At 53.6% G+C, this 18,760-nt stretch carries 16 protein-coding genes; 13 read left to right on the forward strand and 3 right to left on the reverse strand.

What is annotated here, in order from left to right; genetic code table 11:
- Nucleotides 1–115 precede the first annotated feature (115 nt).
- From N685_RS0107060 to N685_RS0107110, 10 genes are all read left to right on the forward strand, one after another.
- Nucleotides 116–979, forward strand: coding sequence for a YitT family protein (locus tag N685_RS0107060; RefSeq protein WP_031407064.1), 864 nt, complete (start codon nt 116–118; stop codon nt 977–979).
- A 63-nt stretch (nt 980–1,042) separates the two neighbouring features.
- On the forward strand, nt 1,043–1,375 hold the full coding sequence (gene cccB / locus N685_RS0107065) for a cytochrome c551 (RefSeq protein WP_031407066.1): 333 nt from the start codon (nt 1,043–1,045) through the stop codon (nt 1,373–1,375).
- Nucleotides 1,376–1,845: 470 nt separating this feature from the next.
- On the forward strand, nt 1,846–2,541 hold the full coding sequence (ftsE, locus tag N685_RS0107070) for a cell division ATP-binding protein FtsE (RefSeq protein WP_031407068.1): 696 nt from the start codon (nt 1,846–1,848) through the stop codon (nt 2,539–2,541).
- A complete protein-coding gene (gene ftsX, locus N685_RS0107075; protein ID WP_031407070.1) occupies nt 2,522–3,415 on the forward strand; it encodes a permease-like cell division protein FtsX in 894 nt (297 codons plus the stop codon). Before ftsE ends, ftsX begins: the two co-directional genes overlap by 20 nt.
- Nucleotides 3,416–3,447: 32 nt before the next feature.
- A complete protein-coding gene (locus N685_RS0107080; protein WP_031407072.1) occupies nt 3,448–4,746 on the forward strand; it encodes a murein hydrolase activator EnvC family protein in 1,299 nt (432 codons plus the stop codon).
- A 375-nt stretch (nt 4,747–5,121) separates the two neighbouring features.
- Nucleotides 5,122–5,814 carry an alpha/beta fold hydrolase gene (locus N685_RS0107085; RefSeq protein WP_031407073.1) on the forward strand — a complete coding sequence of 231 codons (693 nt, stop codon included), beginning with the start codon at nt 5,122–5,124 and terminating at the stop codon, nt 5,812–5,814.
- Complete coding sequence (gene bioC, locus N685_RS0107090; RefSeq protein ID WP_031407075.1) at nt 5,807–6,598, forward strand: malonyl-ACP O-methyltransferase BioC; 792 nt, start codon at nt 5,807–5,809, stop codon at nt 6,596–6,598. The genes N685_RS0107085 and bioC overlap by 8 nt, the downstream gene beginning before the upstream one ends.
- Before the next feature lie 29 nt (nt 6,599–6,627).
- Nucleotides 6,628–8,268: a mercury(II) reductase gene (merA, locus tag N685_RS0107095; protein WP_031407077.1), complete on the forward strand. Its 1,641-nt coding sequence runs from the start codon at nt 6,628–6,630 to the stop codon at nt 8,266–8,268.
- A gap of 200 nt (nt 8,269–8,468) precedes the next feature.
- On the forward strand, nt 8,469–9,182 hold the full coding sequence (locus N685_RS0107100) for a pirin family protein (protein WP_031407079.1): 714 nt from the start codon (nt 8,469–8,471) through the stop codon (nt 9,180–9,182).
- 523 nt (nt 9,183–9,705) lie between these two features.
- A complete protein-coding gene (locus tag N685_RS0107110) occupies nt 9,706–11,154 on the forward strand; it encodes a S41 family peptidase (RefSeq protein WP_031407081.1) in 1,449 nt (482 codons plus the stop codon).
- A gap of 100 nt (nt 11,155–11,254) precedes the next feature.
- On the opposite strand, the gene N685_RS0107115 is transcribed toward N685_RS0107110, so the two are convergent.
- The 3 genes from N685_RS0107115 to N685_RS0107125 all read right to left on the reverse strand — a co-directional run bounded on the left by N685_RS0107115 (nt 11,255) and on the right by N685_RS0107125 (nt 14,867).
- Nucleotides 11,255–12,247 carry a glycosyltransferase family 2 protein gene (locus tag N685_RS0107115; protein WP_031407083.1) on the reverse strand — a complete coding sequence of 331 codons (993 nt, stop codon included), beginning with the start codon at nt 12,245–12,247 and terminating at the stop codon, nt 11,255–11,257.
- Between the two features lie 17 nt (nt 12,248–12,264).
- On the reverse strand, nt 12,265–13,935 hold the full coding sequence (locus N685_RS0107120) for a DUF6044 family protein (protein WP_031407085.1): 1,671 nt from the start codon (nt 13,933–13,935) through the stop codon (nt 12,265–12,267).
- Nucleotides 13,936–14,348: 413 nt separating this feature from the next.
- Complete coding sequence (locus tag N685_RS0107125; protein WP_031407087.1) at nt 14,349–14,867, reverse strand: MerR family transcriptional regulator; 519 nt, start codon at nt 14,865–14,867, stop codon at nt 14,349–14,351.
- 217 nt (nt 14,868–15,084) lie between these two features.
- Between N685_RS0107125 and N685_RS0107130 the strand changes: the two genes are divergently transcribed.
- From N685_RS0107130 to uvrB, 3 genes are all read left to right on the forward strand, one after another.
- Complete coding sequence (locus N685_RS0107130) at nt 15,085–16,257, forward strand: PDZ domain-containing protein (protein WP_031407089.1); 1,173 nt, start codon at nt 15,085–15,087, stop codon at nt 16,255–16,257.
- Between the two features lie 13 nt (nt 16,258–16,270).
- Complete coding sequence (locus N685_RS0107135) at nt 16,271–16,498, forward strand: CsbA family protein (RefSeq protein WP_031407091.1); 228 nt, start codon at nt 16,271–16,273, stop codon at nt 16,496–16,498.
- A gap of 285 nt (nt 16,499–16,783) precedes the next feature.
- Nucleotides 16,784–18,760 (forward strand): excinuclease ABC subunit UvrB, encoded by a 1,977-nt coding sequence (gene uvrB, locus N685_RS0107140; RefSeq protein ID WP_031407092.1) that lies wholly within the window; start codon nt 16,784–16,786, stop codon nt 18,758–18,760.

The following is an 18,760-nucleotide window of genomic DNA, read 5'->3' on the forward strand; positions in this document are numbered from 1 at the left end:
ACGATCATCGGATCGTCCTTTTTTCCTTTAGCATAGCAGATCGCTATCGCGTTAATCGGCTGTCATTTACTTGCCAAAACGGGCATGCTATACTCACAGAGGAAGGTGGGGAAGCATGCGGAAGCGAAGAGAGAAGAACATGCCTCCAGCGGTGGAGGCGACTTTGGAGTATGCGTATGTTCTAATCGGCGCGGCGATCGTCGCTGTGGCGTTTAACGTGTTTTTGCTGCCGAATCGGATCGCCTCGGGCGGAGTGAGCGGCATCAGCACGATCATGCATGCGCTGTTCGGCATTGAACCGGCGTATGTCCAATGGGCGCTCAACATTCCGCTCTTTATCGCTGGTGTTGTGCTTTTGGGCCGGCAGTTTGGCGTGAAAACGTTCGTGGGGACGGTGTTTTTGCCGCTTGTTGTCTATTTGACGAAAGAGATGGAGCCGGCGACGACAAATCCGCTTCTTGGCGCGATTTTTGGCGGCATCGGCGTTGGGCTCGGCCTTGGCATTGTGTTTCGCGGCCGGGCGTCGACCGGCGGCACTGATTTGGCGGCGCAAATCATCCATAAATATACCGGGCTGTCGCTTGGGATGTGCGTGATTTTCATCGATGGCTTGATCGTGTTGACCGCGGCGTTTGTGTTTGATATCGAACGGGCGCTCTATGCATTGATCGCGTTGTATGTGACAAGCAAAACGATCGATCTCGTCCAAGTCGGGCTTGGGTATTCGAAAATCGCTCTGATTATTACAAAAGAAGAGGAAAAAGTGCGCCGCGCCATTTTACACGAAATCGACCGCGGAGTGACGCGCTTGCCGGCGTATGGCGGCTACACGCAACATGAGCGCCCGGTGTTGATGTGCGTCGTCGCCCAATCGGAGTTCACGAAATTGAAACAAATCGTCCGAACCATTGATCCGACAGCGTTTGTCATCGTTGCGAACGCTGCTGAGGTGCTCGGCGAGGGATTTCAACGTACGTAACAGGGGAAGAAATCGGTTATAATAAATGGGGAACGGAATTTTTCGTTTGAGGGGGAGTTCGCCATGAAATGGAAGTTGGCTGCGATGTTCCTTGGCGTTTCGCTCGCGCTCGCGGCATGCGGAGGCGGCGGGGATAACGCTGGGAACAACAACGGCAACAATGGTGGAGGGGATACCGCCGCGTCCGCCGAGCAAATTTTTAAACAAAACTGTGCGTCCTGTCATGGACAAGACCTGTCGGGCGGGGTCGGCCCGAACTTGCAAAAGGTTGGAAGCAAGTATTCCAAAGATGAAATTAAAAACATTATCGCCAACGGCCGCGGCGCGATGCCGGCAGGAATCATTAAAGGGGAAGACGCCGACAAAGTGGCCGAGTGGCTGGCCGCGAAAAAATAATGGATGGATGTTTCTGACTCTTTGAAAGAAAAGATCGTTTCACTCAAGGAAAGTGCACCGCCTTGTTCGCTCAAGAACTGGGCGGTGTTTTCTGTTTTTGCGTCTTTTGTCCTAGTTTCTCCATCGTTCCCGATTTGAAATATAAATGTAAAATTCGACAATAGAAAATCGTGTTATAATAATCCTTGCGGAATTTTGCAAGATTCACGCGAAACAGCTCGAGAAATGGCAGCAAGTGAAATATGCTTGACGGAAAAGATGTTTATCCATTTTCGACTGTCGAGGGCAAGCCTGTGGCTTGCCCCCGTCACGCTAAGGCGTGGCGGGGGCGGACAACCACTCGCTTCACAGACCCATGCATGGGTCTGAAAGGGGCGTTGTTCGGCCGCTCGACAGTCGATCAAATGATCCAAGCCGTAAATATGAAGGCCTCAAATTGCATCTATATAGTCGAAAATTAGGTGATTATGATGATTGAAATGCAAGATGTATACAAAACTTATCCAAACGGCGTTGTGGCGTTAAACGGCATCAACGTTCGCATCAAGCAAGGAGAATTCGTCTACGTCGTTGGGCCCAGCGGAGCTGGGAAGTCGACGTTTATTAAAATGATGTACCGCGAGGAAAAGCCGACGAGCGGGACCATTATGGTCAACGGCGTCAACCTTGCCAAGCTGAAAGACAGCAAAGTTCCTCTTTTGCGCCGCCATATCGGCGTTGTGTTCCAAGATTTCAAGTTGCTTCCGAAGCTCAACGTATACGAAAACGTGGCCTTTGCCTTGGAAGTCATTGAAGAATCGCCGAAAGTGATCCGCAAAAAAGTGATGGAAGTACTCGACCTAGTCGGCCTCAAACATAAAATCCGCTCTTATCCGAACGAATTGTCCGGTGGCGAACAACAGCGCGTCTCGATCGCCCGCTCAATCGTCAACTCCCCGAAAATCGTGATTGCCGACGAACCGACAGGAAACTTGGACCCGGAAACCTCATGGGGCATTGTGGAGCTGTTTGAAAAAATCAATGACCGGGGAACGACGATTGTGATGGCGACTCACAACAAAGAGATCGTCAACGCGACCCGGCGGCGTGTCATCGCCATCGAAAACGGGAAAATCGTCCGCGACGAGGCGAGGGGGGAATACGGCTATGACGCTTCATACGTTTAAGCGCCACGTCCGGGAAAGCATCAAAAGCCTTGGCCGCAACGGTTGGATGACGTTTGCGTCCGCGAGCGCCGTTACGGTGACGCTGTTGCTTGTCGGCGTCTTTTTTGTCGTCATGTTCAACATCAACCATTTTGCCCAAAAAGTCGAAAACGATGTCGAAATTCGCGTCCATATCGAGCTGACGGCCGACAACCAGCAAAAAAACGCTTTGCGCCGGCAAATTGAAGCCATTCCAAACGTCAAGGAAGTGCGCTATTCATCAAAGGATGAAGAGCTGAAGCGGCTGATCAAAAGCATGGGGGACGAAGGCTCGTCGTTCCGATTATTTGAACAGGACAACCCGTTGAGCGATGTATACGTCGTAAAAGCGGCCCGCCCGCAAGATACGGTGAAAATCGCCAAACAAATCGAAACATTGCCGTTCGTCCATAAAGTCAATTATGGCCAAGGGACGGTCGAGAGGCTGTTTGACGCGCTGAAAGTGGCGCGCAACGTGGGGCTCGTACTCATTCTCGGATTGTTGTTTACGGCAATGTTTCTCATCTCCAACACGATCAAAATTACGATTTTCGCCCGCCGTCGCGAAATCGAAATTATGCGGCTCGTGGGTGCGACGAACGGATTTATCCGCTGGCCGTTCTTTTTGGAAGGGTTATGGCTTGGAATGCTCGGCGCTCTCTTCCCGATCGCGGCGCTTTCGATCGTGTACTACAACGTGTATCAAGTGTATGAACAGCGGGTTTCCTTGCCGTTTTTTGAACTTCTTCCGTTTTCGCCGTTTATGTGGCAGTTGAGCGCACTGCTGCTGGCGATTGGCGCGGGCATCGGCATTTGGGGAAGCGTCATGTCCGTGCGCAAGTTTTTGAAAGTGTAAAAAAGAATCATACATAGGGAGAGGGGAAAGCGATGAAGAAGAAAAACATGATGGCGCTCGCCGTCGCCGCGGCGCTCGGTCTTGGCGTTCTGCCGCCAGCGGCGGATGCCGTCAGCACTCGTGATATCGAACAAAAGCGAGGGGAGATCGACGCGCTTCGTTCGAAGCGGTCAGAGGTGCAGGAACAAATCAGCGAGGCGCAAAAAAACATCGAAGCCCTTCAATCGCAGCAAAAACAAGTCGCCAACGATATTGAAAAGCTGAACATGGCCATTGAGGAAACGAGCGGCAAAATCCGCAACGTCAGCGTCGACATTGACCAAACGGAGCAAGCCATTGACGAATTAAAACAAGAAATTGCCGAAATTCAAGAACGCATTGAAAAGCGAAATGAAATTTTGAAAGAGCGGCTCCGTTCCTTGCAGGAAAGCGGCGGGACGATCAGCTACTTGCAAGTATTGCTTGGCGCGCAAAGCTTCAGCGACTTCATTGACCGGATGAGCGCCGTGACGACGATCATGGAAGCGGACCAACAAATCATCCACGAGCAGGAAGCCGATAAAGCGTTAAAAGAGAAAAAGGAAGCCGAATTAACGGAGAAGCGGAACAAGTTGCAAGCGGATTTGCAAGAATTGAAGCAGCTGCAGGCCGAACTCGCGGGCCAGCTGGAGCAAAAAAATCGCCTGATGGCCGATTTGAAGCAAAGAGAGGAAGAAGAGCATGATCATAAGATGGCGCTCGAAGAGGAAAAAGAGCTGATCGCCAAACAAGAAGCGGCAGTGAAACAACAGCTTGCCGAACTTGAGCGGCAAAAACGGGCGGAAGAAGCAGCGAAACAACGGGCGCGTACGTACACTTGGTCTGACAGTGGTGAAGCATCGTCAGGGGAAACGCCATCCGGCGGCAGCACGCCGCCTGTATCGAGCGGAGCGTTTACCCGGCCGGCCAACGGGCCGATCACCTCGGGCTTTGGCTACCGGTTTGGCGGCACGGACTTCCATCCGGGAGTCGACATCGGCAAGCGGGCTGCTGTCGTTCCCGTTGTGGCGGCCGCAGATGGCATCGTGTTCCGGTCCTACTATTCTAGCAGCTATGGCAACGTCATTTTCATCAGTCATGTGATTAATGGGCAAACCTATACGACCGTGTACGCCCATTTGGAAGCGCGTCTTGTTGGCGAAGGGCAGCACGTCCGCAAAGGGCAAGTGATTGGCTACATGGGCAATACCGGTCATTCGACCGGTCCGCATCTTCATTTTGAACTGCACCGCGGCGGCTGGAACGAGGCGAAAACGAATGCGGTCAATCCGCTTGACTATATTCCTTTCTAATTTCGAACGGTAGGTGGCATTGCGCAACTTGTCTGTCTTTTGGCAGGACAAGTTGCGTATTTTTTTGATTGATTTGACATCATCGGCAGGCAAATTCCCTGCCATTCCGCTTTGATGCTATTTTGGTTTTGGCGGTGATGAATGTGGGACATCCTCCTCAACCCGCTGGGAATGAAAAAAGATTGTGGCCATCGCTTGCCTGTGATACGATTAATGTAAACTTTTATTTATTATTGGTTTACAAATAGCAGTGAAAGGGGGACAGATGCGATTTACGGGATGAGAAGATCAAGGTGAAGGACCGAAGCTTGGGGGAAACCAACTAGCGCCCCAAGTGGATTTTGTACATGACGGCGCAAAGTGAGGGGGGATCCGATGAATATCGTCTGCATTCCGGGATGGGGAATGAAAGCGGGGATTTTTGCCCCGCTGCTCGATTCGTTATCACTAAGCGGAAACGTGACAGCCGTCGAATGGAAGGGAATTGAAACGATCCATTGCTTTCGAAAACGAGCGGAACAGGCGCTTCAGGAACGCGCAGCAGTCATCGGCTGGTCGCTCGGTTCGCTTGTGGCGCTGGAGTTGGCCCATGCTTACCCCGAGCGGGTCTCCCGCCTTATTTTGATCGGCGGCACGAGCCGTTTTGTTGCCGAAGACGGTTATGAAGCCGGATGGCATCCGCGGATCGTCAAGAGGATGAAAACACAGCTGCAAGCACGGCCGGCTGACACGATCGCTGCGTTTCTTGCTTCATTATGGTCCAAAAGCGAAGAGGGCGATATTTCCGCATTTTTTTACTGCGATCGGGTTGATGAACTGCTGATCGGGCTTGATTATTTGGTCGAGGCCGATGCACGTCCGTTTTTGCCGGATATCTCCGCCCCAATGCTGGTCGTCCACGGCGAGCAAGATGCGATTTGTCCACCCGCTGCAGCGCGCTATATCGCTGAGCACGCTCCCAACGCCACCATGGCGTTGTTGCCCGATACAGGGCACGTTCCATTTTGGACCCAAACCGAGACATGTGTTCATCTTATTCAAACATGGGTTGGTGAGACCGATGATTGACAAGCAGCTCATGCGAAAGCGGTTTAGCGAGCGTGCGAAAACGTATGACCAGTTCGCTAATGTCCAAAAAACAATGGCCGATCTATTGGCTGACTGCATTGGCATACGCCCCCACAACATTTTAGAAGTTGGCTGCGGCACAGGCTATCTCACTGAAAAACTGTGCCGTATGTTCCCGCACGCGCGCATGACCGCAGTCGACATTGCGCCAGGCATGATCGCCGTTGCACAGGAACGGGTTTGCGGCGAAGATGTGACATGGATATGCGCGGATATCGAGGATATGACATGGAATGAGCCGTATGATTTAATCATTTCCAATGCAACGTTTCAATGGCTGAATGACGCCGTCAACACGATCGCCCGCCTCTACCGGGCGTTAAGTGAGGGAGGGTGTCTTGTGTTTTCCACTTTCGGCGCCCGTACGTTCCACGAATTGCACACTTCCTTTTCGTTGGCGCTGAAAGCGGAGAACATCCATGAACCGTTTCGCATCGGCCCGGCTTTTCCAACCTTGGCGGAATGGATCGACCGCTGCCAGCAAGCTGCCCCTGCTGCCCACATTGATGGGTTTGAATGGATGGAAACGGAGCGATTTCCATCTGTCCGTGACTTTTTTCTATCGCTGCGTCATATCGGTGCCACGAATAGCATGGTTGGCCGCTATTGCCAACGTCCGTCTGTCTTCAAAGCCATGATGCGCGAATACGAACAGCGCTTTTTGGTGCACGGGGAGATCACAGCTACTTACCATTGCCTATTGATTCGCATGACCCGCTGTTAGACATTTGTTGATAAGGAGTGTTTTTTACCATGAAAACATATCGAATGACCGTCCAAGGCATGACATGCACCGGTTGTGAACAACATGTCGCCAGAGCGCTGGAGGCGATTGGGGCTAAGCTGATGGATGTCAGCTTCCGGCGCGGTGAAGCAGTATTCGCGCTGCCCGAGGACGCCGACGTTGACATGGCGAGACAAGCGGTCAAAAACGCTCATTACGAGCCGGGGGATATCGAGGAGGTCGCCGCACCAGCCAGCCCTGCCACTGCTGGCGAAAGAGAGTATGACTACATCATCATTGGTTCCGGCGCGGCCGCGTTTTCTTCAGCGATTGAAGCCGTGAAATATGGAGCGAAAGTCGCCATGGTCGAACGCGGCACAGTCGGGGGGACATGCGTCAATATCGGCTGCGTACCATCCAAGACATTGCTTCGGGCCGGTGAAATCCAGGCGTTGGCACAGAATCATCCATTTCTTGGACTCCATACATCGGCCGGTCCGGTGGACTTGGCGCTGTTAGTGAAGCAAAAAAATGAACTGGTCGAGCAGCTTCGCCAAGCGAAATATGCAGACTTGATCAGAGAGTACGGGTTCGATTTCATCCGAGGGGAAGCACGATTTGTCGATGGTCAAACGATTGAAGTCAACGGCCAAACGTTGTCGGCGAAACGGTTTTTGATTGCGACAGGTGCTTCCCCGGCCGTGCCGGATATTCCGGGACTTCATGATGTCGACTACTTGACCAGCACGACCTTGCTTGAACTGAAAAAAGTGCCGAAGCGGCTCGCCGTCATCGGCGCCGGATCTATAGGGCTGGAACTCGGGCAGCTGTTCCACCATCTCGGCTCGGAGGTGACGTTGATGCAGCGAAGCTCGCGCCTGCTGAAAGAGTATGACCCGGAAATTTCCGAAGCGATGACGCGGGCGCTCACAGAACAAGGCATCCGCGTCATCACCGGTGCTTCATTTGAACGGGTCGAACAAGACGGGAATACGAAAAACGTGTATGTGAACGTGGACGGACGCATCCGGGTCGTTGAAGCGGATGAACTGCTTGTGGCGGCGGGGCGGACGCCGAACACGGCGGCGTTGAATTTGCCGGCGGCCGGTGTGGAAGTCGGGGCGCGCGGAGAAATTTTGATTGATGAATATGCGCGGACGACGAACCCGTATATTTATGCGGCAGGCGATGTCACGCTCGGCCCGCAGTTCGTCTATGTCGCCGCCCATCAAGGCGCCCTTGCCGCGGCCAATGCCGTCGGCGGGCTGAACAAGCGCTGGGATACGGCCGTCGTTCCGGCGGTAACGTTCACCCATCCGGCCATCGCCACTGTCGGGTTGACCGAACAGCGGGCGAAAGAAAACGGGTATGACGTGAAAACGTCCGTCCTGCCGCTTGAGGCGGTGCCGCGCGCCATCGTCAATCGGGAAACGACGGGGGTGTTTAAACTTGTCGCTGAGGCTCGGACGGGCAAGCTGCTGGGCGCCCACATCGTCGCGGACCATGCCGGCGAGGTCATTTACGCCGTAGCGTTGGCGATTCAATTCGGATTAACGATCGATGACCTTCGTCGCACGTTGGCTCCGTATTTAACGATGGCGGAAGGGCTGAAGCTGGCGGCGCTGACGTTTGACCAAGATGTTTCGAAGTTATCGTGCTGCGCGGGATGAAGCCTTCGAACGGGGGCTGTCGTTTCGATGATTGACCTGTTGCTGAAAGGGACAGATGACCGATGAAAAGCATTCGACGATGGGGAAGGATCGAGGCCTGTTTGTTCCAGTCATTGACAGGTCTCTTCTTCTTTTTGTATAATTATCTCGAATTCGAGATTTTTAAAAAAACGACCATCTATTTAAGGAGTGAAGAAGGAATGATCCGCATCGACCGGGCTTCATCCCGTTATTACGCCGATTACGGCTGGCTGAAAACATACCATAGCTTTTCGTTTGGCGAGTATTACGATCCGAACAACATCCAGTTTGGCCCGCTGCGGGTGTTAAACGACGATTTCGTGGCGCCGCTTGCTGGCTTTGGCGCTCATCCGCATCGGGAGATGGAGATTGTGTCGATCGTGTTGAAAGGGTACTTGCAACATGAAGACAGCACCGGGCATAAAGCGGTGACGACGTTTGGCGGCGTGCAGCGGATGTCGGCCGGCACCGGCATCGTCCATTCGGAAGTGAATCCGTCGGCGACAGAAGAAGTGAATTTTTTGCAACTTTGGTTTTTGCCGGAACAATACGGATTGCCGCCGTCATACGAGCGAACCGAGTTTCCGGTCGACAAGATGAAAAACGCCTTGTTGCCGATTGTCACGAAACACCCGTCTTCCCCGGGGATTGCTCACATTCATCAAGATTTGACGATTTATCTTTCCGATTTGGAAGCCGGGCATGAGCTGACGTTTACTCAGCCAGAAGGGCGGAACATCTTTGTCTTTGTCATTGAGGGAGATTTAACGTTAAACGGCGAGGTCCATCTCGAACGGCGCGATGCGGCCCGCATCACGGAAACGCCGGTTCTTGGCCTCACAACGAACAAAGGATCGCGGTTGATGCTCATCGACTTGCCAAAAGAGGGGTGAAAGCGTTTCGTTTTTGTGCGGTTCATTGGTTTGGCTTCCATTCTAGGAGGCCGGTGATTTAAGGGGAAATACTGCTCTCCAACAATGTTTCTCAAATTGAAAAACCTTGTAACGTCATCATTTCATTCCTTTTAATTTCCCACAAATCGAGCGAATCTGTTGTTTTTCACCAGCCTTCTAGATCGTGCCAAGAAGACGAATCAAGAAGAGGCATCGTTCGCCGTCAAGGGCGAGGGGCGCCTCTTTTTTCCGTTCTGTATGAGTTGAGAAATCAACAAGGAGCGTGTAAACTAGTAAAGGATAGACAACGAATGAGCATACTCGGTACAAGCCTAACATATGATGGAGATAAAGGCATGGCACGGCGTGAGGCGGTGCTTTTCCTTTTCTCATTGGCGGAAGCCGCCGCCGTCTAGGCGGCAGAGGCGTCCGCTTGCTTCACCGAAGGAGAACGAGAAGAGACCCCCTTTCCCTTCTGTTGCAGGCAATGGAAAGGGCAGGTTTAGGGTGAGGAGGAAGCAACGTGAAAAAATCGACGACGGCCGCATTGATGGCCATATCGATGCTCATTGGGGCGGGAGGGACGTACGCTGGCCTTCAGTTGGCGGACCGCCCAGCGGAAGGCTCGCTTTCGACGATTGTTTCGAATGAGCCGTCCAAGTCGACGAGCGACAGCGAAGAGATGAAGAAAATCCGACAAGCTTATGAGCTCATTAAGAATCGGTACGTGGAGAAAGTGGATGAAGAAAAGCTGACGGAAGGCGCCATTCAAGGGATGATCAACACGCTCCATGATCCGTATTCCGTCTACATGGATGCGAAGACGACCGAGCAGTTCAACGAGTCGCTCGACTCGTCGTTTGAGGGGATCGGCGCCGAAGTGAGCATGATCGACGGCAAGGTGACGATCGTTGCTCCGATCAAAAACTCGCCGGCGGAAAAAGCGGGGCTGAAGCCGAATGACCAAATTTTGCGCGTCAACGGAGAAAGCCTGGAAGGGCTTGATTTATATGAAGCGGTATTGAAAATCCGCGGCAAGAAAGGAACAACGGTGGAGCTTGACATTTTGCGCCCCGGTGTCAAAAACGTGATGAAAGTCAAGGTCGTCCGCGACGAAATTCCGATTCAGACGGTGTATGACTCGATCAAAACATACAACGGCAAAAAGGCGGGCTATTTGCAAATTACGTCGTTTTCGGAAAACACGGCCGCCGATTTTAAAAAGAAATTGGCGAAGCTTGAGGCCGAACATATTGATGGCTTGATCATCGATGTGCGCGGCAACCCGGGCGGCTATTTGCAAAGCGTTGAGGAAATTTTGAAGCAGCTCATCCCGAAAGGCAAACCATATGTACAAATTGAAGAACGCGATGGCGATCGGCAAAAGTTTTATTCCGATTTAACGGCGAAAAAGCCATACCCTATCGTTGTGCTCATCGACAAAGGAAGCGCCTCGGCGTCGGAAATTTTGGCAGGTGCGATGAAGGAAGCGGGCGGCTACAAGCTGGTCGGCGAGACGACGTTTGGCAAGGGGACGGTGCAGCAGGCGATTCCGATGGGCGACGGCAGCAACATCAAATTGACGCTGTACAAATGGCTGACGCCGGACGGGCATTGGATCCATAAAAAAGGCATTAAGCCGGATGTCGCGGTGGTGCAGCCGGATTACTTCCACGTCGCTCCGCTTCATGTGGAAAAACCGCTTCGGTATGACATGAACGACGAGCAAATCGCCAATGCGCAAAAAATGCTCAAAGGGCTTGGCTTCAACCCGGGCCGCACGGACGGCTACTTCAGCAAAGAAACCGAACAGGCCGTCCAAGCGTTCCAAAAAGCGAATCAGCTGCCTGTTACCGGACGCATCGATGAGGCGACGGCGGATGCGCTGCAAACAAAAATTATGGAAGCCGTCCGCGACCCGAAGCATGATGTGCAGCTGAAAAAAGCGCTTGGTGTGCTGTTTTCGTCGTGAGCGGGCCAATGATGACGGATAAAAAGAAAAGGGCGCCTCGGCTTTTAGCCCGAGGCGTCCTTTTTATCTTTATATTGGCCCGTGAATCATCTATGACGTTCTATAAGCGGGCCGGCGTTTTCTCCCTTTCTGACGGAAGCGGCAGCTGCACGGTCGTTTCGATCGCAAACCGCGGCCGCCGTTTCACTTCTTGATAAATTTTTCCTATATATTCCCCGATGAGGCCGAGGCTCATCAGCATCAGCCCGCCGATGAACCAAACGGAAATCATGAGCGACGTCCAGCCTGATTCCGCGCGCCCGAGCCACTTGCTGATGAGGGCGTACAGCCCAGCCGCACCGCTGATGAGAAAGGCCAAAAACCCGATGAGCGTAATGGCGCGAATCGGTGCGACGCTTAAGGAGGTGATGCCGTCAAAGGCGAAGGCGAGCATCTTTTTGAGCGGGTATTTCGATTGTCCGGCCCAACGCTCATGTCGGTCGTAAAAGACGCACGTCGAGCGGAACCCAACAAGCGGCACCAATCCGCGCAAAAAGAGATTGACTTCCGTATAGCGGCTCAGTTCATCGAGCGCTCGCTTGCTCATCAGACGGAAATCGGCGTGGTTGTAAATCAGCTCGATTCCGAGCGCCTGCATGAACCGATAAAAGGCCTGGGCGGTCGTACGCTTGAACCACGTGTCTGTCTTTCGGCTACGCCGCACGCCATATACAATGTCATATCCTTCGCGGTATTTTTGCACAAATTCGCGGATCGCCTCCACATCGTCTTGCAAATCGGCGTCAATGGACACGGCGCAATCGGCGTACGCGCGGACGGTGTCAAGCCCAGCGAGCAACGCCCGCTGATGACCGACGTTGCGCGCGAGCTTGATGCCCGCTACGAAGGGGTTTCGTTCGCTTTCTTCTTCAATGAGCGTCCATGTCCGGTCGCGGCTGCCGTCGTCGACAAAAACGATATGGCTGCCGATGGCGACCGCTCCTTCTTCGAGCAGCTGCTCAAGCAAAGCGGTCAGCCGCCGGATCGTTTCCGGCAACACGTCTTCTTCGTTGTAGCATGGGACGACGATGGCCAACAATGGTTTGTCCACCATGTGTTTCTTGCCTCCCTTCACTCCACTTCGTATACATAAATTTTCCATACTGACTGTCGATCGGTGAACGCCCGCAAGAAGCGGAGATGGATGTCGCGGGCGTTCATGATCGGGACGGAGGAAAAAATGTACTTGCCGCCAAGCTGTTTGAATGCCTTTGTGTTGATCTCGAAATGATGGATGACTTTATGCGATCGTTTCGTGAACATATAATGTTTTCCGAGCTCTGCCGAGAACAAATAGACGCGGTTGCCCCAATGGTCGAAATAGTCTTTCAGCACCGGGTTTTTGTCCAATTCCTTGGCGATGATGCGGCGAAATTGCCGCTTATACGACAACGGGTAAAAATTGTTGTACGTATCGAGCGTATAAAACCCGTTGTATTGAGCGATGGCCGGATGAAGCCCAACGCTGGCGACGCGGTAGGAGGATACCGGCTTGCCGATATATCGTTTGATTTCCGAAAATAAATGTTCAGAATAAAACTGCTCGAACGACGGTGTGCCAGCGAGGCGATAGCGGATTTCCTCGTTGAATCCGCCAAGCAGCAGCAGTTGCAGCGTCAGGGCGATCGGTACGAGCCGCCGCCACGCCTCGCGCTCCTTGGCGATGATTTGCAAGGCCAAGGCAAAATCAAGGTAAATGACCATCGGCCGCAAAAAATGGAAGCGGGCGAAATTGAACGTATTCAAAAGCGAAATCCGTTCTTTGAGCGGCTGCCACCCTTTGTAAAACCAAAATGCATACCAAGCCGATAAGGCGATATTCAACCAAAACAGCAAAAGGAAGCGCCGCTCCAATGGTCCGCGCTTTCGGCGCCAAACGAGAAAAAACGCCGCCCAAAGCACCGGCAAGATGATCGGCCCGTGAACGGTCATCACATGCGTATGGCCGAGCACATAGTTTTTTAACGTTAGACGAAGGCAATGGACAAAGCTGAGCCGCGAGGAGAGAAATTCATTTCGGCTCGTCGGTTCTCCATCCAGGACAAGCGAGTACACGAGGCGGTACTCGATGGCCAAAAAGATGCCGGTCATGAGGGCGATGGCAGAGAAAAACGGCTTATTCCACCGCTTGCGGACCATGCCGTCAAACAGCCAAAGCGCCGCCATCGCAGCTAAGAAAAAGAAAAACCCAAGCACAAAGCTGGAGTAAAACGGAAGCAAGACAATGACAAGCCATTCCTTCCATGTCGCTTCTCCGTTGCGGATTGACAGGAACGCCCAAAGCGCCAGCGGCATGCCAAGCGTGCTTAACATGCCGGACGGCCAAAACGGCGTCAACGCAAAAGCAAGCGCCACCCCGACGCGAATGAGCCATGATTCACGGTCAGGCAAAAAATGGCGCTTAAGCAGCCAATACATACCCAAAAAGGCGAATACCCTCGTGATCGTCTGGCTGAGGGCGTATGCCACCATGGAGGGGAACAAAGCGTGCAGCCACACGATGCCGCTGAATTCGGTGCCGAAGGCGTTGCGCGGCAAGCCGTTGATCACTTGCGGAATGACGGCATCGATTGGGCCGAACAGTTGGCCGCTGCGAACGAGCACGCGATACCAAGCGATGTTCGAATCCATATTGTCGTGCACGCGAATATGGGCGTGTTCGCCTAACATGTACAGCGGAGAAAGGTAGAGAGCCAATACGATGAACGCGATGGCGAACGCTTTTCGTTCCCTTTGTTCCATTTCGCACGCCCTCCTTTCCTGTACCAGAAGATTGAACAACGTGACCCATTATAAGCCGCTGCGATTAAAAGAGAATAAGAAAATCGTAAAGAAATCGTAAAAGAAGTAGTGAAGATGACAAACAAAAAAGCTCATCATCACAACATGGCTTGACAGGCAAGACGTTTTCTTGAGCCGCCATATAGTAGAATCATTGATTTATTGATTTTTCCTTATGCATGTCAGTCATACATGATCTGAAACAGTCAAGTACGACGTTTGGTGAAGAGCCACAAAAAAAGAAAGTGTTCCAACGCCCAATGGTGCACCGTTTGTGATCACCATGATATACGCGTGAAACACCTTCACAAAACGATCTATCGTCTTTTCTTGGAAGGGCGACGATCTTTTTGGTCCAATCTGCATGAAACACGTCAGGCAAACAGCCCCATCACGCGCCCCCAGCCGCGCCGTTTTCGTTTCGCCTCTTTCGGCGGTTCATGCGGGGATGGGGGCTGGGTGTTCAACTGTTGTTCAAGACGGGCGACGGTTTGCTCCAGTACGGCGAGGCGGGCGGCGATTTCTTCCATTTCTTGACGGTGATGCAACAGTTGAATGGAGACGACATCATCCGCTTTTTGTTCCAATTGTTGTTCGAGTTCATCCAAGCGCGAGGAGACGCGGGCGATTTCTGGTTCGATTGATTCAAATAAGGCGTCAATGGGAACGTTGTTCCGCGGCGGCGTCGGAGGGCGTTTCGGGGTCGGCGGCGCTTCCATGGCGGCGCCTTGCTCAAACTTGACCCGTTCCAGCAAAGCGATCGTTTTTTCGTCAAACAAGTAATGGCCCGCCTCGTTTCTCCGCAGCGGAATGTCGTATTTGCGCACCCAGCGCTGGATCGTTTTTGGCGACACCCCAAGGCGAACAGCGACGTCGGATGTTTTCAACTCCATTGTTTCACTCCTCCCTTTTTTGTCTTGTTTATCCTTTTTCCTCTGTTCATTGAAAATCCTCCCTCGCCGACAAAACTAGTGCTGATTCGGCAAAGAAAGTGGAAAACAGCGAAGATTCGCCATTGACGAAAAAAGATGGCTCCAGGCATGGGAAATGGCCATGCCATTTGGTAGAATAGAAGGTAAAGAATGATGAACGACGCAAGGGGTGAAGCGGATGGCAACATGGTGGCTGGAATGGCTTGAGGGCATTGCTTCGGTTTGGCGGCAGCCGCTTCTTTATTATGGCGCCGTGCTCGCTTTGGCCGTCGGTTGGCGGCGGGTGAAGCGGGAACGCCGTGATTTTCATGTGCGCGTCTACAACCTATGGAACGAATGGCGCGGGCTTTGGACAAAAGGATGGACGGTTGGGCTGGTGTTGTCGGCGGCGGCCGTCGGCATCGGGATCGCGGTGCCGCAGGAAGCGGTTTGGGCGGTGACGGTGCTGACGGTGCTCTTGAGTTTGACGATGGAAGCGCGGTTGTTGTCAGCGGCGTATACGGCAGGCGGCGCACTTCTCGCGTTCGGTTTGGCGGAGCGAAGCGGCGTGTTGTCCCGCTGGCTTCCTGATGGCATGGCGGCGGCGCCGGCTTTGGCGGTGTGGCTTGCATTGCTCTTGCTTTCGGAAGGATGGCTCATCATTCGTACGCGAAACGAGGTGGCCTCGCCGCAGCTTGCGAAAAGCAAGCGGGGGATGACGATCGGTTTGCAATGGACGCAGCGGCTTTGGTTTGTGCCGGTTGTGTTGCCTGTATCAGGCGGAGCGCTGCCGCCGGCTTCCTGGTGGCCGTTCGTTTCGTCTGGCGACAGCTATTCATTTTGGCTCGTGCCGTTTCTTCTTGGCTTTTCCCAGCGCCGCCAGCACACCTTGCCGGCGGAGGCGGCGCATACGGAGGGGCGGCGCGTTGTTCGGCTGGCGTTCGTGGTTGCCCTATTGGCCGCTTCCGGCCTATGGTATCCACCGTTGGCGGTGGCGGCGGGGGCTATGGCCATCATCGGCCGTGAATGGATCGCGTTTTCCGGGCATCGCGCCGACCGCGCCCGTCCGCCCCGCTTTGCCCGCCATCCGCACGGCTTAGTGATTGTCGGCGTGCTTCCTGGCTCGAAAGCGGAAAAAATGGGGCTTTCGATCGGGGAAGTCATCATCAAAACAAACGGCGTCCCGGTGCGGACCGAAACGGAGTTTTACGAGGCGCTCCAACGCAACCGCGCGTTTTGCAAACTGGATGTCGTCGGACATAACGGCGAAGTCCGCTTCGTCCAAGGGGCGCTCTATGAGGATGAGCATCATGAGCTTGGGCTGCTGTTCGTCCATGATCGGAACGCATCAGCGTCAGAAGCTGTTTCGTAAAGGAGAATGGGCTATGTGGTTTTTGGCGGCACTCATCATTCCGTGCCTATTGGTGTTGTTGTTTGCGCGGGTGACGTACAATCGGTACATCGCTGTGCTGTTGACCGCTGCGCTGCTTGTCGCGTCTTATTTTAAAGGTTATACGGACGAGCTGCATGAAATCGTCGCTGACATCGCCTCGACGATCGCCGGCTTTCTTTGGGCTGGCGGCATGCTCGACCGCCTGAAACAAAAGCAATAGGCGATGCTTGTTCGTCCGGCCGTCCGTTTGCGCCAAACAAATGCCGCACGTCCCCAACAGGTGGCGCTGTCTGTTTTCATGAAGGAAGACAGCGCCTTGTTCCATTTGTCGCGTTTGAAACAAGAAAAAGAAGCGGACCTTTGGCAGGAATGGGTCCGCTTTTTTGCGTCTAGTGAATGGAAATCACTGTGCAGGCTGGTACGAATATGAGTTCGCGTTTTTCGTGCATGCATGGCCGCGATGTGATACAATGGGGAAAGATGGTACGAAGGAGGAGGCGAAACGGTGGAGGGCCGTTTTCAATTAGTGTCGCCGTATGAACCGCAAGGCGATCAGCCACAGGCGATCGCCAAGCTCGTTGACGGTTTGCGGCGCGGAGTGAAGCATCAAACGCTGCTTGGGGCGACGGGGACGGGCAAAACGTTTACGATCTCCAACGTGATTGCCCAAGTCAACAAACCAACGCTCGTCATCGCCCACAACAAAACGCTCGCTGGCCAATTGTACAGCGAGCTGAAAGAATTTTTCCCGCACAACGCCGTCGAATATTTTGTCAGCTATTACGATTACTATCAGCCGGAAGCGTACGTGCCGCAGACGGATACGTACATTGAAAAAGACGCGAAAATCAACGATGAAATCGACAAATTGCGGCACTCGGCGACATCGGCTTTGTTTGAGCGCCGGGACGTCATCATTGTCGCCAGCGTGTCGTGCATTTACGGTTTAGGGTCGCCGGAAGAATACCGGGAGCTCGTCGTTTCATTGCGCGTCGGGATGGAAATCGAGCGCAACGCGTTGCTGCGGCGGCTCGTTGACATCCAATACGACCGCAATGACATCGATTTTCGCCGCGGCACGTTCCGCGTCCGCGGCGATGTCGTCGAAATTTTCCCGGCGTCGCGCGATGAACATTGCATTCGCGTCGAATTTTTCGGCGATGAAATCGACCGCATCCGCGAGGTGGACGCCTTGACCGGCGAGGTGCTCGGCGAGCGTGAGCACGTCGCCATTTTCCCGGCGTCGCACTTTGTCACGCGCGAGGAGAAAATGCGGCTCGCTATTCAAAACATTGAACAAGAGCTCGAGGAGCGGCTCGCCGAACTGCGCGCGCAAGGGAAGCTCTTGGAGGCGCAGCGGCTCGAGCAGCGGACGCGCTATGATCTTGAAATGATGCGCGAGATGGGCTTTTGTTCCGGCATCGAAAACTACTCGCGCCATTTGGCGCTGCGGCCGCCGGGCTCGACGCCGTACACTTTGCTTGACTATTTTCCGGACGATTTTTTGATCATCGTTGATGAGTCGCACGTCACCTTGCCGCAGTTGCGCGGCATGTACAACGGCGACCGGGCGCGCAAGCAAGTGCTCGTCGACCACGGCTTTCGCCTGCCGTCGGCGCTTGACAACCGGCCGCTCACGTTTGAAGAGTTCGAGCAAAAAATCAATCAAATTATTTACGTCTCAGCGACGCCGGGGCCGTATGAGCTCGAACACAGCCCGGGCGTTGTCGAACAAATCATCCGCCCGACCGGGCTGTTGGATCCGACGATCGACGTCCGTCCGACGAACGGGCAAATCGACGATTTGATCAGCGAAATTCGCGAGCGTGTCGAGCGGAACGAGCGGACGTTGGTCACAACGTTGACGAAAAAAATGGCCGAAGACTTGACCGATTATTTGAAGGAAGCCGGCATCAAAGTCGCTTACTTGCATTCGGAAATTAAAACGCTGGAGCGCATTGAAATCATCCGCGACTTGCGGCTCGGCAAATACGATGTGCTTGTTGGCATCAACTTGCTGCGGGAAGGATTGGACATTCCGGAAGTGTCGCTTGTCGCCATTTTGGACGCCGACAAAGAAGGGTTTTTGCGCTCGGAGCGTTCGCTCATCCAGACGATCGGCCGCGCGGCGCGCAACGCGAACGGCCACGTGATTATGTATGCCGATGCGGTCACGAAATCGATGGAAATCGCCATTCAAGAAACGAAGCGGCGCCGCACGATTCAGGAAGAGTACAATCGGAAGCACGGCATCGTGCCGCGCACGGTGAAAAAGGAGATTCGCGACGTCATCCGCGCGACGTATGCGGCGGAAGAGACGGAGACGTACGAGGCGAAGCCAGCGGCGACGATGACGAAACAAGAGCGGGAAGAGCTGATTCGAACGCTCGAAGCGGAAATGAAAGAGGCGGCCAAAGCGCTCGACTTCGAGCGGGCCGCCCAACTGCGCGATATTATTTTCGAATTGAAAGCGGAAGGGTGA

Origin of the sequence: Geobacillus vulcani PSS1 (assembly GCF_000733845.1) — a bacterium.
In the GTDB taxonomy this organism is placed as follows: domain Bacteria; phylum Bacillota; class Bacilli; order Bacillales; family Anoxybacillaceae; genus Geobacillus; species Geobacillus vulcani.

Excerpts from the sequence above, each read along its gene's own strand:
- N685_RS0107100 (WP_031407079.1), top strand. The coding sequence starts at position 8,469 with ATGATCCGCATCGACCGGGCTTCATCCCGTTATTACGCCGATTACGGC.
- N685_RS0107115 (WP_031407083.1), bottom strand. The coding sequence starts at position 12,247 with ATGGTGGACAAACCATTGTTGGCCATCGTCGTCCCATGCTACAACGAA.
- merA (WP_031407077.1), top strand. The coding sequence starts at position 6,628 with ATGAAAACATATCGAATGACCGTCCAAGGCATGACATGCACCGGTTGT.
- ftsE (WP_031407068.1), top strand. The coding sequence starts at position 1,846 with ATGATTGAAATGCAAGATGTATACAAAACTTATCCAAACGGCGTTGTG.
- N685_RS0107135 (WP_031407091.1), top strand. The coding sequence starts at position 16,271 with ATGTGGTTTTTGGCGGCACTCATCATTCCGTGCCTATTGGTGTTGTTG.
- N685_RS0107060 (WP_031407064.1), top strand. The coding sequence starts at position 116 with ATGCGGAAGCGAAGAGAGAAGAACATGCCTCCAGCGGTGGAGGCGACT.
- N685_RS0107125 (WP_031407087.1), bottom strand. The coding sequence starts at position 14,867 with ATGGAGTTGAAAACATCCGACGTCGCTGTTCGCCTTGGGGTGTCGCCA.
- cccB (WP_031407066.1), top strand. The coding sequence starts at position 1,043 with ATGAAATGGAAGTTGGCTGCGATGTTCCTTGGCGTTTCGCTCGCGCTC.
- N685_RS0107120 (WP_031407085.1), bottom strand. The coding sequence starts at position 13,935 with ATGGAACAAAGGGAACGAAAAGCGTTCGCCATCGCGTTCATCGTATTG.
- ftsX (WP_031407070.1), top strand. The coding sequence starts at position 2,522 with ATGACGCTTCATACGTTTAAGCGCCACGTCCGGGAAAGCATCAAAAGC.
- N685_RS0107085 (WP_031407073.1), top strand. The coding sequence starts at position 5,122 with ATGAATATCGTCTGCATTCCGGGATGGGGAATGAAAGCGGGGATTTTT.
- N685_RS0107130 (WP_031407089.1), top strand. The coding sequence starts at position 15,085 with ATGGCAACATGGTGGCTGGAATGGCTTGAGGGCATTGCTTCGGTTTGG.
- N685_RS0107080 (WP_031407072.1), top strand. The coding sequence starts at position 3,448 with ATGAAGAAGAAAAACATGATGGCGCTCGCCGTCGCCGCGGCGCTCGGT.
- bioC (WP_031407075.1), top strand. The coding sequence starts at position 5,807 with ATGATTGACAAGCAGCTCATGCGAAAGCGGTTTAGCGAGCGTGCGAAA.